Source organism: Acinetobacter sp. RF15B, from assembly GCF_007558235.1.
In the GTDB taxonomy this organism is placed as follows: domain Bacteria; phylum Pseudomonadota; class Gammaproteobacteria; order Pseudomonadales; family Moraxellaceae; genus Acinetobacter; species Acinetobacter lwoffii_C.
Window position 1 is genome coordinate 19,258 of sequence record NZ_VLSR01000008.1, and the last position, 15,563, is coordinate 34,820.

Here is a 15,563-nt window from a genome sequence, read left to right on the forward strand (position 1 = left end):
TTTTAAACAATTTCACTGGTTTTCATCAATTTTTTGCTAGAAAATCCTTGGATGTTTCCCATTATCTGTAATGCAGCACCAACCGAAAGCTTAAATAGATTATTGCAATCATTTACGTGCAGTCTGCGCGTACATGACTTATGCTAAACCTACCTCTTAGGACAAATTTAAAGACATGATGAAAAACTGGGTCGATCCTGAAGCAAAAGCTGAAGCCGAACGTTATGAGAACCCGATTCCGAGCCGTACGCTCATTCTCGAAACTATAGAAAAAAATAACGCCCAGTCCCATGCAGACCTGGTGGAATATTTTGAAATTGCTGATCAAAAAAGTATTGAGGCCCTCAGTCATCGCATGATCGCCATGGTGCGTGATGGGCAACTGATGAAAGATGGTTATAAATTCCAGATCGCCACAGAACAGCCCGAATACGAAGCTACGGTATATATCAACTCTAAAGGGATGGGAACGGCAAACATCTCAGGTCAGGACGACCTACTTCTACCTGAGCGTGAACTGCGTCAGGTTTTTAATGGTGACCGCATCAAGGTGCGTCAGACTTCGATTGACCGTAAAGGCAAGGCCTGGGGCTTTATTACCGACATTACGCAACACCGCGTAAAACAGGTCATCGGTAAAGTGGCAGAGTATGAAGGTGAATATTTTGTACAACCTGCGCCCCCGAATGCCCATCAACCGATTACTCTAGAAAAAGAGCTGATCGAGCATGCTCAGGTCAAAGTCGGTGATTCGATCCGGGTGGCGATTGACCGTTATCCGACCAAGGAAGAATTTGCTACCGGCCATATTGTCCAGTCGATGGCGGATCGGGCCGATACTGAAATCATTATTCCGCAAACCATTCTGGAATATGGCCTGCCCTATGAGTTTCCGGAAGAAGTCATCCATGAGGCTGAAAGCTTTAAAGAGCCGACAGCCAAAGACCGCGAAGGCCGGGTCGATTTACGTGATCTGGCGCTGGTGACCATTGATGGTGAAGATGCTCGTGACTTTGATGATGCGGTATATGCAGAAAAACGCCCGGGCGGTGGTTATCGGATGGTCGTGGCCATTGCCGATGTTAGCCATTATGTCCGTCCAGGCAAGCCACTGGATGATGAAGCCAAAGAGCGTGGTACATCTGTATATTTCCCGCATTTTGTCTTGCCGATGCTGCCAGAGGCATTATCCAATGGACTATGTTCTTTAAATCCGGATGTTGACCGTCTCTGCATGGTCTGTGACTTAAAGCTGTCACGTGCTGGCCGGGTAACTGGATATGAGTTCTATCCTTCAGTGATGCACTCCAAAGCACGTCTGACCTATGATCAGGTGGCTACATACTTTGAAGGCGACAGCACAGCTATTACCGAAGACCGTAATGTACGCAAATCGCTCAACACGCTGTTTCAGCTTTATCAAGTGCTTAAAGGCTTACGTGCCGAACGGCATGCGATGGAGTTTGAAACCGTCGAAACCTATATGACTTTTGATGAGCTGGGCGGAATCAAGGAAATTTTGCCACGCACCCGTAATGATGCTCACAAGCTGATTGAAGAATGCATGCTGCTCGCCAATGTCGCGGCGGCTGAATATGCCATCAAGCATGAAGTACCGATGCTGTATCGCGTCCATGAAGCGCCCGAGTTTTCACGCATTCAGAAAGTACGTGAGTTTGTCAAACTTCTGGGCCTGCAATTCCCAGAACAACCCACCCAAGCCGATTATCAGGCGGTGATTGAAGCCACCAAGGACCGGATTGATGCACCTAGTATTCATGCCGTGTTATTGCGCTCAATGATGCAGGCTTATTATGGTGCCAAGAATGTGGGGCATTATGGTCTGGCTTATGAAGCATATACGCATTTTACTTCGCCAATTCGCCGCTATCCAGACCTGCTTCTGCATCGTGCGATCAAGACCCATCTGGCGCAAAAACCATATCCGGTGTCGGGTGCCGCTTTAGATGACGCAGGTGAGCATTTCTCGGCCGCAGAACGCCGTGCCGACGAAGCTTCCCGTTCTGTGATGACCTGGCTGAAATGTCACTATATGCAGCAGCATCTGGGTGATGAGTTTATCGGGGTGATCAGCGCCACTGCTGAATTCGGCCTGTTTGTCACGCTCAAAGACCTGTATGTTGACGGGATGATCCATGTTAGCCAGCTCGGTGATGACTTCTTCGTCTTCGATCAGGCCAGTCAGAATCTGATCGGACAAAACCGGGGACAGGTCTTTGGTCTGGGTGATGAGGTGAAAATCAAAGTAGCCGGTGTCAATTTGGCAGAACGTAAGATTGATTTTGAATTAGTCCAGCAACTGACCCATGCAGGTCGGGCGATTCGTGTCCGTGCACCACGTGTGGCCGACAAGAAACCGCTATCGCGCCCTGCAGCGACCGAAGAAGTCTTTGGCAAAAGTGAGCGTGAGTCGCGCTCCAGTCTGAACGCAGATGGGGAACAGCCCATACGACGCAAAAAAGCTAAAGGAAAACCCAGCTCTTACAGTCAAAAACCTGCTAAAAAATCTGCAGCAAAGTCTGAAGCAAAGGCTAAAGATAAAGTAAAGAAAAAAGCCAAGGCCAAAAAGAAAAAGTCCAATGCAAAATCCCAGGGTGAATAGTTTTCACCGAGGGTAATATAAAAAAGAGCGCTAAGGCGCTCTTTTTTATATCTATAATCAAAATATTAAAATAGCAGAAATTATAAAAATGGATACCCTAACTATTTTTACTTTGATCACTTCTTTAATGGCTCTACTCCTAACCTACGCAGTATTTAAGTCCAATCAGCAACCACAAATTATTATTCTGGCTACCCCTCATTCTGGGACAGAGTCTGTAATCCAACTTCATGTTAAAAATATTGGAAAATCTATTGCTCATCATGTAAAAATATCTAGTGATCGACCGATCCCGCACGCGGCATTTGGAATTAAAAAATTAAATTCTGAAAAACAAGATTTTAAAACTGGTATTTTTAAAAATGGAGTTAAAGTATTTCCACCCAATCAAAGCTATATATACGATTGGGGGCAATACGGCGGCCTTAGAGATGCTTTAGACAATAATCCTATTCTCATAAAAGCCACATATTGGTATCAACATCCTCTAAACTTATGGAAAACTAAATCACTAATATTTCCATCATCGATATAAATGAGCTAGCAGCCTTACCCTCATCTGAGGGTGGGTTGATTGAACAACTGCAACATATTAATAAAGAATTGAAAATATTAAATACAAAGCTAGAGAAAAAACTTTAACTACCTTGATTTCCCCAATCAAAGGCCCTACATCTAGATTCAATACAGAAAATTAATTTGGCAGACCAACATGACTTTAGAAAAGGCAACTTTGCCTGTTCCACAATTTGATCAGATTACCCTAGAAGAACTCAAACAAAAGATTGAAAGCTGTATTGCTGAAGGTCAAAAATTCCTGAATGAACTCACTGAAACACCGGAGTCAGCTCAGGCACAGCTTGCGATTTTGCAACATGTCGACACACTTGAAAATAATATGAGTGAATCTTGGGGGGTGTTGTCGCATCTCAATGCGGTGATGAATAATTCCGAAACCCGTGAAGTCTATCAAGCCTTATTACCGGGTTTAAGTGAATACTATACTCAGCTCGGCCAACATACGGCCCTTTATCAGACCTATCAGCATGTGCATGATGCAGCTGAGTTCGCAAAGCTGTCTGCCGCACAGCAAAGTGCAGTCAAGCTGGCTCTTCGTGACTTTAAGTTGTCCGGTGTCGCTCTGGAAGGTGAGGCCAAAAAACGTTATGCAGAAATCTCCGCACGTTTATCCCAGCTTTCTTCGGACTTTTCCAATCATGTGCTGGATGCGACTCAAGCCTACTTCCGGCCATTAAATGAAGATGAGCTGGCAGGTTTATCGGCAAGCCATATTGAACTGCTTAAACAATATGGCAAACAGCATGAACTGGATCAGCCAGTGGCGACCTTAGATTTTCCGTCTTATCTGGCGATTATGACCCATGCTGAAAACCGCAATCTGCGCGAGGAAATCTATACAGCCTATACCACACGTGCTTCAGATCAGTCTGATAAGACTGAGTTTGACAATACCCCTGTGATGGAAGAAATCTTAAGTCTGCGTCAGGAAATGGCTGCGCTCCTCGGCTTTAACAATTATGCTGAATATTCTCTGGCCAGTAAAATGGCGCCCAGTGTCGATGCTGTAGATGATTTTTTGCGTGATCTGGCAGCGCATGCGCGTGCCCCGGCTGAAAAAGAAATTGCTGAACTGAAAGCGATTGCAGCGGAAGATGGCATTACTGACTTACAGCCTTGGGACAGTGGTTATTATTCAGAAAAACTGAAAATGCAGCAGTTTAACCTGTCTCAGGAAGCACTAAAGCCGTATTTCCCTGCACCGAAAATCCTGCAAGGTCTGTTCAGTATTGTGAAGCGTTTATACGGCATTCAGGTCATTGAACGTGAAGCACCCGTCTGGCATCCAGATGCGCGTTATTTTGAACTGGAAGATCAGGATGAGGTGATTGGCGGTTTCTATTTCGACCTGTATGCCCGTCAGGGTAAACGCGGTGGTGCCTGGATGAGCGGCTTCCGTTCACGGATGCAAACCGCAGATGGCCTACAAAAACCGATTTGCTATATGGTCGGTAACTTTACCCCACCGGTAGGCAATCGCCCTGCCTTGCTAACCCATGATGAAGTCATCACCCTGTTCCATGAGTTTGGCCATGGCCTGCACCACATGCTGACCGAAGTCGACAATATTGCGGTGGCAGGGACTCACGGCGTAGCTTGGGATGCTGTCGAATTGCCAAGCCAGTTTATGGAATTTTGGGCCTGGGATCAGGAAAGTCTGGACTTGCTCAGTGCACACATTGAAACCCAGGCATCCTTACCAGCAGAGCTGCTGAAATCCTTGCTGGATGCCCGTTTTTTCCAGTCAGGCATGCAGACATTGCGTCAGCTTGAATTTGCCTTATTTGATTTAAGCATCCACCGTGCCCATCCGGCCCTCAATGCCGAGCAAATTCAGAACTGCCTGAATGAGATCCGTCAAAAATATGCGGTCTTGCCTACCACTGCCTATAACCGTTTTCAGCACAGCTTCAATCATATTTTCGCAGGCGGCTATGCAGCTGGCTATTATTCATACAAATGGGCAGAGGTTTTGGCCAGTGATGCCTTTGAACGCTTCGAACATGAAGGTATTTTTAACACTGAAACCGGAAAGCAGTTTAGACAGAATATTCTAGCAGTTGGCGGAAAAGATCAGGCACTTGATGCATTTATCAATTTCCGCGGACGCGAGCCAAAAATAGATGCATTACTACGTCATCAAGGTTGGACGAACGCGTCTAAAAACGCTTAAACTAGGTTTTTTAAGTTGATCACAAGGTGAGTATGATGACCATTAAACGTCGTTTCATTGCAGGCGCAAAATGTCCAAAATGCCAGGCACTGGACCGGGTTGTCATGCTGACCTCTGGTGAAAATGAGTGGATTGAATGTATCGAGTGCGGTTATGAAGAAAACCGCCCGACGCATATCGATCAACCTGAAACACCAGCTGCTCCGGATGAAGTCGGTGTGGTTCAGTTTAAACCTCGTTCAGCAAAATAAAATCGGGTTCAAGCGATGTCAGTAGAACAAAGGAATAATCCTAAACTTTTGATAGGAATCATTGGGGCTTTAAGTGCTGTGGCAATATTGGTCGTGGTTTATCAATGGCTAAATCATGCGCCCGCAGCCACCACCGAACAGGAACAGACTGTGATCACTCGTCCAGCGGCTCCGCCTGTGGCTGAGCCGATTCAAGAATCTGCCGGCAGCCAGAACGAATCCGCAGCGCCCCAGGTTCTGGTGACGGACGATATTATGAACACAGCCATTCCGACCACGCCTGCACTGGCCAAAGAAGAAGTAGCCAAACTGGAAGATCTGCAAGCCCAGCTCAACGACCAGAAAGCGGCCTTAGAAGCTCAGCATAATGATGCCGACCAGCTGATTCAGTTAAAGGAAGAACAGATCAAGCTACTTGAAGCCCAACTGGCACACAGCCAATAAGCCTTTCATACTCCATTTCGGCTAGAATAGTTTCAATCTTCTAGCCCTCTGAGTTTCATGCCCACTCCTCCCACTTCGCATCTGCTTAAAGCGATTTTGTTGCTGACCTGCTCTGCTTTCCTGTTTTCGATGATGGGTGTATGTATCCGCTATGCCTCACAAACTGTAGACAATGCCACTGTGGTCTTTTTCCGCAATGTGGTTGGATTGTTTATTTTTCTCCCGCTGATTTTAAATAAGGGAGTTGGTTTTTTCCGAACAGAAAAAATCTGGATGCATATCTGGCGCTCTGTGGTCGGATTGATGGCCATGTATGGCTTCTTTTATGCCATTGCCCATTTGAAACTTTCAAATGCCATGGTCTTTACCTATTCTTCTCCTATTTTTATTCCTTTAATTGCCTGGCTATTTTTAAAGGAGAAAGTCACAGCCAGTATGATCGTCGCTGCCAGTATTGGTCTGGTAGGTGTCATCTGTGTGGCCAAACCTGATACCGGACTGTTTAACCTGATGGCTGTCATTGGCTTGGGAGCAAGTTTTCTGGCCGCCATGGCGTTTGTGACGGTACGTGCTCTAACTCAGACCGAGCCTCCGGAACGCATTGTGTTTTATTTCTGCCTGATCGGCAGCTTAATTTCGGTCATTCCCATGTTTTGGCTCTGGCGTCCTTACAGCCTGACTGAATTGGGCTATTTGATTGCCGCCGGACTTCTGGCAAATATCAGCCAGCTCTTTATGTCCACAGCCTATAAACTGGCCCCTGCAGGACAGATTGGACCGGTCAATTATATTGCGATTGTCTTTGCGGGCCTCTGGGGCTACGTGTTCTGGCATGAAGTACCGGATTTTTCCAGCCTGCTGGGCTTGAGTCTGATTTTCTGCGCAGTCTTACTCTGTAGCCCGATATTACAAAGCAAACTTAACCGGGCTAAATCCTCTTAGACCAAACCCATTTCTCTCAAATCTAGGACTGTACGCACTATACAGCTACACTATATCCATGTCGGGTTTTATAGTGTCCGGTCACTCAAAAAATAGATCATCAGAGCTATTTTTTGAAAAAAAGATAAATTGGATTTTTTGATAAAGAAACCTTATACCATACTGAACACCGCTGCTACTCACAACAGACCTGTATGTTGACAGGATACAAATCTATCGCATCTTGCAACTGAAGACCTGTGCGAAAACCGGAATAAAAAATCGGCACCACCCGCCGCACTATAAAAATATTTTTATATTTGGCCTTGCTCTTCTAGTTCAGCCAGCCATAGAGAAAATTAAAGAAAAAACCACCCGAAGGTGGTTCTTAGTCTTACTCTGCCTTCCTTTAAAAAGAAGGGAGAGGATTATGGCAAGATTAGTGACCTGTCCCGTTAATAGCTTTGGTCATGTCTTCAACCACTTTCTTCGCATCACCGAAGATCATCATGGTTTTATCATTATAGAACAGGTCATTGTCCAGACCGGCATAACCGGTGGCCATAGAGCGCTTGATCACCATGATGGTACGTGCCTTATGCGCTTCCAGAATTGGCATACCGTAAATTGGAGAACTTGGATCATCTTTTGCTGCCGGGTTCACAACGTCGTTTGCACCAATCACCAGTACGACATCAGTTGCCGGGAAGTCCGAGTTAATCTCATCCATTTCCAGAATATCCTCATAAGGCACATCTGCCTCAGCAAGCAGTACGTTCATATGACCTGGCATACGACCTGCAACCGGATGAATCGCGAAACGAACTGTTACGCCCTGCTCTTTCAGCAAGTTTGCCAGCTCTTTGACCGCATTTTGCGCACGGCCTTGTGCCATACCATAACCCGGTACAATGACTACGCTGTCCGCATTTGACATCAGGAAGCCGGCATCATCTGCTGAACCTGAACGGTGGTTACGCTGTACTTGTTCGCCCGCTGCTGCTGCCAGTGCAGCACCGCCACCCATCGCTCCACCAAACAGTACGTTGATAATGGAACGGTTCATTGCTTTACACATGATGTAAGACAGAATCGCACCTGAGGAACCGACCAATGAACCTGCAACAATCAGCATGTTGTTTTCTAGCGTGAAACCAATGCCTGCCGCTGCCCAGCCTGAGAATGAGTTCAACAGAGAAACCACAACCGGCATGTCACCCCCACCCACTGGGGCAATCCACACCCAGCCAAAGGCTAGCGCAAGAGCTGTCATGATCCAGAAAGCGTTCATATTACCGGTCAGGAAGAAGTAAACCCCTGCTGCCAGCATGGCAATAAAGATTAGGGCCTGAACCGGTTTGACCCAGCCACCTGAAATGGTTTTGGCCCATTTTTTTGCCGCCAGTTTACCGTAGGCAAATACAGATGCAGTAAAGGTAATCGCTCCCACGAAACAGCCTACAAACAGTTCAAATAAATGAACCTTGCTCATTTCATGGAAAGTCACACCATTGGCTGCCAACAGGTCTGGACCCAGTTCAGCCAGCTTGTTGTTATGGATAATCGCGGCGACAGCAATCAGTACCGCTGCCAGACCCACCAAAGAGTGCATCAAAGCTACTGTTTCCGGCATTTGAGTCATGGGCACAGTACGTGCACGCGCAATTCCTACAACCCCACCCAGCAGCATAGCTCCAACAATCATCCAGATCACAGGATTATCAGCCACAAAGAAAGTGGTGATCACTGCAATTGCCATGGCAATCATGCCGTAGCGGTTACCTGCAATCGCGGTTTTAGGACCCGACAAGCCTCGTAGCGTTAAGATGAAAAGTACGGCACCTACCAGGTAGAACCAATCCGCATAGTCTTTAATAAATTCCATGGATTAGCCCTCTTTCTTCTTTTGCTTCGGTTTGAACATTTCCAGCATCCGTGCAGTCACGGCAAAGCCACCAAAAATGTTGATGCTGGCCAGAAATACCGCAATCGCACCCAGTACACTGACCACATTGATGGTCTGAAAATGTACGCTGCCTTCTACGCCCACCATTGGCAAGCCAACGGTTTGGATCATTGCGCCCACGATAATAATCGAAGACAAGGCATTGGTTACCGCCATCAAGGGGGTATGCAGTGCAGGAGTTACGCCCCAAACCACGTAGTAACCCACGAAGATGGCCAGGACAAAAATCGTAATTGTTTCAACCATGAGTCTGCTCCTTAACCACGTTTTAACAGCACTTGGCCGCCGTGAGTGACAAGTAGGGCTTTTTGAATTTCATCTTCCTGATTCAGAACAAAGTTCTTCTCAGCATCAAAAAGGGTTTCTACAAAGTTATAGACGTTACGTGCGTAGAGCGCTGATGCTTCAGTCGATACCGTTGATGGAATATTGGGAACACCCAGAATCTTCACACCGTTTTCAGTGACAACAGTTTCACCGCACTTTGAACCCTCAACATTACCGCCGGATTCCACCGCCATATCCAGAATCACGGAACCCGGTTTCATCTTGGCTACAGTTTCAGCTCGGATTAAACGCGGTGCATCACGGCCTGGCAATAGCGCAGTGGTAATCACGATATCTGCATTTGATACCGCTTTATCGACAATAATGGCCTGATCCTGGATGTACTGTTCACCCGGTATCCACCCATAACCATTTTTGGCAGCATCTGCCGCTTTTTGCTGCTCTTCGGCTGACATAGGTACATCCAGCCACTTACCACCCAAAGACTCGACCTGATCTTTTGCAGTTGGACGCAGATCCGTTGCTTCCACCACGGCACCCAAACGCTTCGCGGTCGCAATCGCTTGCAGACCAGCCACCCCGACCCCCATGATCACCACACGTGCAGGTTTCACCGTACCCGCAGCAGTCATCAGCATTGGAAACATGCGCTGGTATTCAGCAGCCGCCAAAAGCACAGACTTATAGCCTGCAAGGTTGGCTTGCGAAGACAATACGTCCATGTTTTGCGCACGGGACAAAGTCCGCGGCAAAAGCTCAAGTGCAAATGCAGACACATTCTGTGCCGCGAACTGGTCAAGCTCGGTATTGCGGTATGGATCAAACATTGCCACCACCGTGGTATTGGCAGACAACTTCTGAATTTCCTCACCTTTCGGTGCACGAACTTTCAAAATCATCTGGCTACCGGTGTAGGCATCATCCGTAATTTTGGCGCCAACTTGCTCATAGGCACTGTCGATATAGGCAGCTTTTAGCCCTGCACCACGTTCGATCACCACACTATGACCAGCGCTGATCAATTTCTTTACTGTCTCAGGCGTCGCAGCGACGCGATTTTCACCGATGACAGTTTCGGCTGGAATTCCAATCTGCATGAGCGTTCCTCAAGCTAATTTTTCTTAAGTAAACATCGTGATTGACGATGTTTCCCCTCAGGATGTGTTTTTGTTGAATTTTTGGATTCTAAATAAACTTCTAGAAAATACTACCTATTATTTATTTAATAAATACCCATATTTTGAACTGATGATTCATAAAAATGATGGTTTCATATAATATTCTTCAGTTCGGCCTTATGTTTTGATTTGCCGAATTTATAAACGATATTTATTTTTTTGAAGAATAAACCGGCGTTCTTGTCTTTTAAGCACCGCCAGTATTCTGATTTATTTTGTTACATTGATTATTCTGACAAAAAAATTGATGTTTCTAGCTGGGCCAGATATTTTCCCAAAGCTCTGCTAAAGCCCTCAATAGGGTACTTTTTCCGGCATGTGGGGTTGAGTTTTTGACTTTTTTGACAACTTTGGACTGATCTTTCCAGCAAAGACGTTTGCATAAAAACCTTCTGTTTTCCTATAACTTTTTAGGCGTTTACTTATAAAAAATATGAATTAATGGTGATAAGTCCGGCTTATTTCTATGACTTGGACGCATGCGATGTAAGTCTAAAACTGAAGGCTGGACAATTGAAAAAAATATTCTGAACTATTTTCTGAATTAATACTCAACCCCCAGGTTAAATCTCTATTCCTGCTCTTTTGCACCAAAGTTGGGCGAAGAGTGATCCAGTTTTTGTTTTTTACTCTACAACAAGCCCGGCAGCTTTCTATAAGTTCAGTAGCATGGGAGCTATCTCTCCTGTTCCTGCTGGAAATATATCCGCTTAATTAACTCTGATCTGTCGAAATCCCGCGTAGAGACTCGTTTAAGCAGTTTAACAATCTCCATTTGCGTTACAGTTCTAGTTATATTTGCTACCTTTAGCATTCAAATTTCTGGTCTATAGTATCTGCAATTTCTGTATTTTTTGCTGCAATTGCGGCTGCTTTCCCTCTCATATAAGGTACCTGTTATGCAACCCTCTCTCGATATCAGTCAAAATAAATCCCTCTTATGGCTGATGGCGATTGCATGCGGTTTATGTGCCGGGGCCAACTATTATGCTCAACCTTTAATTTCTTCCATTCAGGAATACTATCAGGTACCTGAATCTCAGGTGGCTCTTACCGTGACCATTGCCCAGGTGTCCTATGCCCTAGGCCTGCTGTTTATTGTACCTTTGGGCGATATGCTGAATAAAACCAGATTAATCCCTTGGTTAATGTTTGGTGCAGCCCTGGGCTTGCTGATCTGTGCCATGGCCACCAACCTGCCTATGCTCTGGATCGGGACGATGCTTGCCGGATTATTTTCGGTGGCTGCGCAGATTTTAATTCCTTTGGCCACGATGGCGGTAAAACCGGAAAAAACTGGAGAAGTGGTGGGTTTTCTGATGAGTGGCCTACTGGTGGGTATTCTGCTTTCCACCAGTATTTCGGGACTGCTTTCTGAACTGTTTCACTGGAAAACGATTTATGCCCTGAGCAGCATATTACTGCTGGTTTTAGGTGTTTATCTGAAAGGTCAACTGCCGAATATGCCGTGTATGCGCCTGACTTATGGCGTTATTTTCAAGTCCATGGGACTTTTACTGCGTGAGGAACCACGCTTGCTACTTCGCTCGCTAATCGGGGCCTGTGCCTTTGCCGCGATGAGTATGCTGTTTTCTACAATTGCCTTACTGTTAACCCAGCAACCGTTCTTCCTCTCGGATGTAACAGTCGGTCTGGTGACTATAGTGGGTGTCTTTGGTGCACTGTCGACACGGTTTATTGGCAGATGGGCTGATCGGGGGTATATCAAGCAGCTGAGTTGGATGGGCGGTTCGCTTCTGGCCGGAAGCTGGTTATTTTTATATTTTGGCGGCATGTTCTTAATCAGTTATATACTCGGCTATGCCCTGATTAACCTCGGCCTGGCGATTATCCATAGCTGCAATCAGAACGTGATTTTTCAGTTACGCCCAGATGCCAAATCACGCCTTAACTCTATTTATATGACCTTGTATTTTGTTGGTGGCGCCTGTGGTTCTGCACTTGGTGTATATGCCTGGCATCACGGTGGCTGGAAGATGACCTGTCTATTCGGCCTTGGCCTGGCCCTCGGCGCTATCCTGTTTATAATGCTTGATCAATGGCAACAATCTCGCATACGGACTCAACATTAACTCATTTGTACAGCCGGATAAAATGGCTTGCCCGAATCCAGCGTAGCCGAATTTTCTAGCAGGATATGGATAAAGACCGGCATTAAGGCGGCTAGAACCCGGCAGCCATCCTGTAACTGTTTTCGATTCAGCGCACTATGACAGGTAGTGCCTCCCTGCAACATTTGTTGATGTAAGGTGGATAGACGATTAAAAATTGCAAATAAAATTTTGCTTAAATTACGCTCTTGCAGCGTTTGTTGCAGCTGGTGTTTTTGCTGGGCCAATGCTTCCTGACAACTTTGCAGGCTGATTTTATGATGGCGATAATCCCAGAAACCCTGATCAGTATAGGGGCTGTCCAAAAGGGATAAAATTGGCTGACTGTATTTCTCCCAGACAATATGGCTCAGCTTCTGGTCCACATCTTTTTGGCAAAGCTGTCCCAGAAATTGATGCAGGCAATGCTGCTCCGGATTGGCCGCACCTTCATGGGCATGAATAGAATTAAAGCTGATCCATAGGCTGATAAACTTAAATTCCAGCTCCTGATCCAGCTCAATCGACTTCTTTAACCAGCTTAATCCTCGCTGAACTCGCAAATTAAAATGTTGGGAATACTGAGGTTTTTTGATTTTATAAATTTCCTCCAGTAATAACACCATTATTCTCCTTATTTGTCTCGTTTTCTTTATCTTAGCCTTAAAAATATAAAAATATACTGTTAATACGTGACTGCTAGTTTATTTTTACTCGTCCTGTCTGTTGTCTCTTTCGAGTTGCATCAAAAGATGAAGGCTAATCTGAAGTTACACCGTTTAGTCTGGAATCAGGCTGATTTACAGCGCTAGCCGGTTGTTATTCAATCCAATTGTGGGCTAAATTTTCAGTTATAGATTGAACTGATTCTGTCTACCCAATGCTCTATACCGTATTTAATTATAATTGGAAGGAGGACTGAACAGTTGAAGACAGAAAAGCCCAGCATAGGACGGCCTTGCAAACTCTAATCCAAGCCGAGAAAATTACATGCTTCAAGCTGCTCAACAGTCATCGGCTTACCCAGCAGATAGCCCTGCATCTGCTGACAACCAAGGCGGATCAGGATATTAGCCTGCTGTTTCGTTTCTACCCCTTCTGCTGTCACCTTTAAACCTAACTTGTTGGCCAACTGGATAATACTTTCCAGAATCATTTCTTCTTTTGAACCTTCAGTCAGCCCCTGAATAAATTCCTTATCAATTTTCAGCTCATCAACGGACAAATTTTTCAGATATAAAAAACTGGAATGTCCGGTACCAAAATCATCAATCGCCAACTGAATCCCCATATTGCGTAATTGCTCCAGGGTCCGGATACTGGCATCAATATAATGCATCGCAGTGGTTTCAGTAATCTCGATCATCAGATGGCCAGGCTGAATAGCGTATTTTTTTAAGAGCTTCTCCAGTGTACTGCACAGGTGCTTATGCTCAAACTGGACTGCAGATAAATTCACCGCCAGCGGGAAAAAATCAGTTTTACTTTTCTCCCAGAGCTGAATCTGCTTGCAGGCCTGTTCCAAGACCCAATATCCTATCTGAATCACCAGGCCGGTTTTTTCAGCACCACCAATAAACATACTCGGCTCCAGCAGGCCATGTAAGGGATGCTGCCAACGAATCAGGGCCTCTACCCCACAAATCTGATCATCGCAATTAAATTTTGGCTGATAAAATAGAATAAATTGCTGCTCTTCTACCGCTTTATATAAATCATTAATCAGTTTGGACTGGCTTTTATTTTCATGCTGTTCAGAAGAACAATTGAATAGCGAATAGGTGTTACGGCCCTGATATTTGGAATTCAGCATAGCGGTATCTGCATTGACCAGAAGATCTTGTAGATTGGTGCCATGTTGTGGATATAAGGCTATACCGATACTGGCTGAAATATTAATCGTTTTGCCATTGATCAGAAAACCATCCTGAATCTGCTCTAGTATTTGTTCCGCCATGTTTGAAGCCTGCTCAACAGCGGTATTTTCCATGACCAGCAGGAACTCATCACCGCCTATGCGCAGTAACTGCGTATGTTCATCGAGCAAAGAATCAATACGGTGACTGAACTGGATCAATAACTGATCTCCAGACAGGTGGCCAAAGACATCATTCACCGCTTTAAAGCGGTCCAGATCAATATATAAAAAGGCAAACTTCTGCTGAGGCTGCTGCGCAGAAAATAGTTGCTGCACATATTCAGTCAGATATAAACGGTTGGGTAATTGGGTCAAAGTATCCTGAATACCCCGATTCTCAATTTCTTTATTGGCCCAGGCCAGTTGCAGGTTGCGATAGTTGAGACGAGATTCCCATATTGCCACGCTTAGGGCGCCTAACAGTATCAGACTGCTGATCAAAGCGAGGGCCAGCAAAACCTCGACGCTGAAAGAATTAATCGGCTTAAGCTGCTCAGCCCCGCTAGAAAGACTGGCGCCGGCCATGCCCCCATAATGCAGTCCAATTAGGCTAAGGGTAAAAAAACTGGCAGCCATAAACCGGATCAGAATGGGGGAGTTGGAATACCTGTATTTATAGACGATCCAGAAGCTCAGCCCCGATCCCGCGATAGCCACCAGCACCGAACAAAGCATGACGAGCGGATCATAAGCACTATTGTAATGGTCGATGCTTAACCCCCTCATGCTAATATAATGCAAACCGGCAATACCGAGTCCCATCACGATGGCACTGAGGAGTAGACGGGCCAAGGGAAAAATCTGGCAACTGATCAACCAGACAGCAAGGCTTGAGCTGGTAAAGGCAATCAGACACGAAATAATATTCAGTTTAAAATTCATATTCAGCTGAACTGGCCACTGGCCTGCAACAAGACCAATAAAGTGAACTGACCAGATCGCCAGAGTAAACAAGGCACCTGCCCCGAGTATGAGCATTTTTTTAGATTCAAGCGGTTGGCTGCCCAGCAATTTCTGCTCAAATGAAACAGCAAAATAGCACATCACCAGAGCCATCAATGCTGATCCCAAGGCCAAGTTCACATCATAATGCATATCCATCATTTACAGT

Annotated in this window: 12 protein-coding genes; 7 read left to right on the forward strand and 5 right to left on the reverse strand. The window is 45.6% G+C overall.

The annotated features are described in order from the left end of the window. Positions 1-175 precede the first annotated feature (175 nt). The 6 genes from rnr to E2K74_RS07820 all read left to right on the forward strand — a co-directional run bounded on the left by rnr (position 176) and on the right by E2K74_RS07820 (position 7,012). The gene (gene rnr / locus E2K74_RS07795) at positions 176-2,623 is read left to right on the forward strand and encodes a ribonuclease R (RefSeq protein WP_151206983.1); all 2,448 of its coding nucleotides are present in this window, start codon (positions 176-178) and stop codon (positions 2,621-2,623) included. A gap of 88 nt (positions 2,624-2,711) precedes the next feature. Then, positions 2,712-3,158: a hypothetical protein gene (locus E2K74_RS07800; RefSeq protein ID WP_227548021.1), complete on the forward strand. Its 447-nt coding sequence runs from the start codon at positions 2,712-2,714 to the stop codon at positions 3,156-3,158. Between the two features lie 162 nt (positions 3,159-3,320). Beyond that, positions 3,321-5,375, forward strand: coding sequence for a M3 family metallopeptidase (locus tag E2K74_RS07805; RefSeq protein ID WP_171480667.1), 2,055 nt, complete (start codon positions 3,321-3,323; stop codon positions 5,373-5,375). Positions 5,376-5,416: 41 nt separating this feature from the next. Beyond that, a complete protein-coding gene (locus E2K74_RS07810) occupies positions 5,417-5,626 on the forward strand; it encodes a YheV family putative zinc ribbon protein (protein WP_171478860.1) in 210 nt (69 codons plus the stop codon). 15 nt (positions 5,627-5,641) lie between these two features. Then, positions 5,642-6,070 (forward strand): hypothetical protein, encoded by a 429-nt coding sequence (locus E2K74_RS07815; RefSeq protein ID WP_151206985.1) that lies wholly within the window; start codon positions 5,642-5,644, stop codon positions 6,068-6,070. 57 nt (positions 6,071-6,127) lie between these two features. Then, positions 6,128-7,012, forward strand: coding sequence for a DMT family transporter (locus E2K74_RS07820; RefSeq protein WP_151206986.1), 885 nt, complete (start codon positions 6,128-6,130; stop codon positions 7,010-7,012). Positions 7,013-7,430: 418 nt separating this feature from the next. On the opposite strand, the gene E2K74_RS07825 is transcribed toward E2K74_RS07820, so the two are convergent. Genes E2K74_RS07825 through E2K74_RS07835 form a run of 3 tightly spaced genes read right to left on the reverse strand, consistent with a single transcriptional unit; the run spans position 7,431 to position 10,342 of the window. After that, the gene (locus E2K74_RS07825; protein ID WP_151206987.1) at positions 7,431-8,876 is read right to left on the reverse strand and encodes an NAD(P)(+) transhydrogenase (Re/Si-specific) subunit beta; all 1,446 of its coding nucleotides are present in this window, start codon (positions 8,874-8,876) and stop codon (positions 7,431-7,433) included. A 3-nt stretch (positions 8,877-8,879) separates the two neighbouring features. Then, the gene (locus E2K74_RS07830) at positions 8,880-9,203 is read right to left on the reverse strand and encodes a proton-translocating transhydrogenase family protein (RefSeq protein ID WP_151205399.1); all 324 of its coding nucleotides are present in this window, start codon (positions 9,201-9,203) and stop codon (positions 8,880-8,882) included. Positions 9,204-9,214: 11 nt separating this feature from the next. Continuing rightward, a complete protein-coding gene (locus E2K74_RS07835) occupies positions 9,215-10,342 on the reverse strand; it encodes a Re/Si-specific NAD(P)(+) transhydrogenase subunit alpha (protein WP_151206988.1) in 1,128 nt (375 codons plus the stop codon). A 980-nt stretch (positions 10,343-11,322) separates the two neighbouring features. Here E2K74_RS07835 and E2K74_RS07845 point away from each other — a divergent pair. Then, positions 11,323-12,516 carry an MFS transporter gene (locus E2K74_RS07845; protein ID WP_151206989.1) on the forward strand — a complete coding sequence of 398 codons (1,194 nt, stop codon included), beginning with the start codon at positions 11,323-11,325 and terminating at the stop codon, positions 12,514-12,516. Here the strand turns inward: E2K74_RS07845 and E2K74_RS07850 are convergent. Both E2K74_RS07850 and E2K74_RS07855 read right to left on the reverse strand, forming a co-directional pair. Further along, entirely contained in the window at positions 12,513-13,157 is a 645-nt protein-coding gene (locus tag E2K74_RS07850) for a hypothetical protein (protein WP_151207129.1), read from the reverse strand. The genes E2K74_RS07845 and E2K74_RS07850 overlap by 4 nt on opposite strands. Positions 13,158-13,501: 344 nt before the next feature. Further along, on the reverse strand, positions 13,502-15,556 hold the full coding sequence (locus E2K74_RS07855; protein WP_151206990.1) for a putative bifunctional diguanylate cyclase/phosphodiesterase: 2,055 nt from the start codon (positions 15,554-15,556) through the stop codon (positions 13,502-13,504). Positions 15,557-15,563 lie beyond the last annotated feature (7 nt).

Coding starts and splice junctions, on each gene's coding strand:
- E2K74_RS07800 (WP_227548021.1), top strand. CDS start 2,712: ATGGATACCCTAACTATTTTTACTTTGATCACTTCTTTAATGGCTCTA.
- E2K74_RS07835 (WP_151206988.1), bottom strand. CDS start 10,342: ATGCAGATTGGAATTCCAGCCGAAACTGTCATCGGTGAAAATCGCGTC.
- E2K74_RS07825 (WP_151206987.1), bottom strand. CDS start 8,876: ATGGAATTTATTAAAGACTATGCGGATTGGTTCTACCTGGTAGGTGCC.
- E2K74_RS07855 (WP_151206990.1), bottom strand. CDS start 15,556: ATGATGGATATGCATTATGATGTGAACTTGGCCTTGGGATCAGCATTG.
- E2K74_RS07815 (WP_151206985.1), top strand. CDS start 5,642: ATGTCAGTAGAACAAAGGAATAATCCTAAACTTTTGATAGGAATCATT.
- rnr (WP_151206983.1), top strand. CDS start 176: ATGATGAAAAACTGGGTCGATCCTGAAGCAAAAGCTGAAGCCGAACGT.
- E2K74_RS07845 (WP_151206989.1), top strand. CDS start 11,323: ATGCAACCCTCTCTCGATATCAGTCAAAATAAATCCCTCTTATGGCTG.
- E2K74_RS07820 (WP_151206986.1), top strand. CDS start 6,128: ATGCCCACTCCTCCCACTTCGCATCTGCTTAAAGCGATTTTGTTGCTG.
- E2K74_RS07830 (WP_151205399.1), bottom strand. CDS start 9,203: ATGGTTGAAACAATTACGATTTTTGTCCTGGCCATCTTCGTGGGTTAC.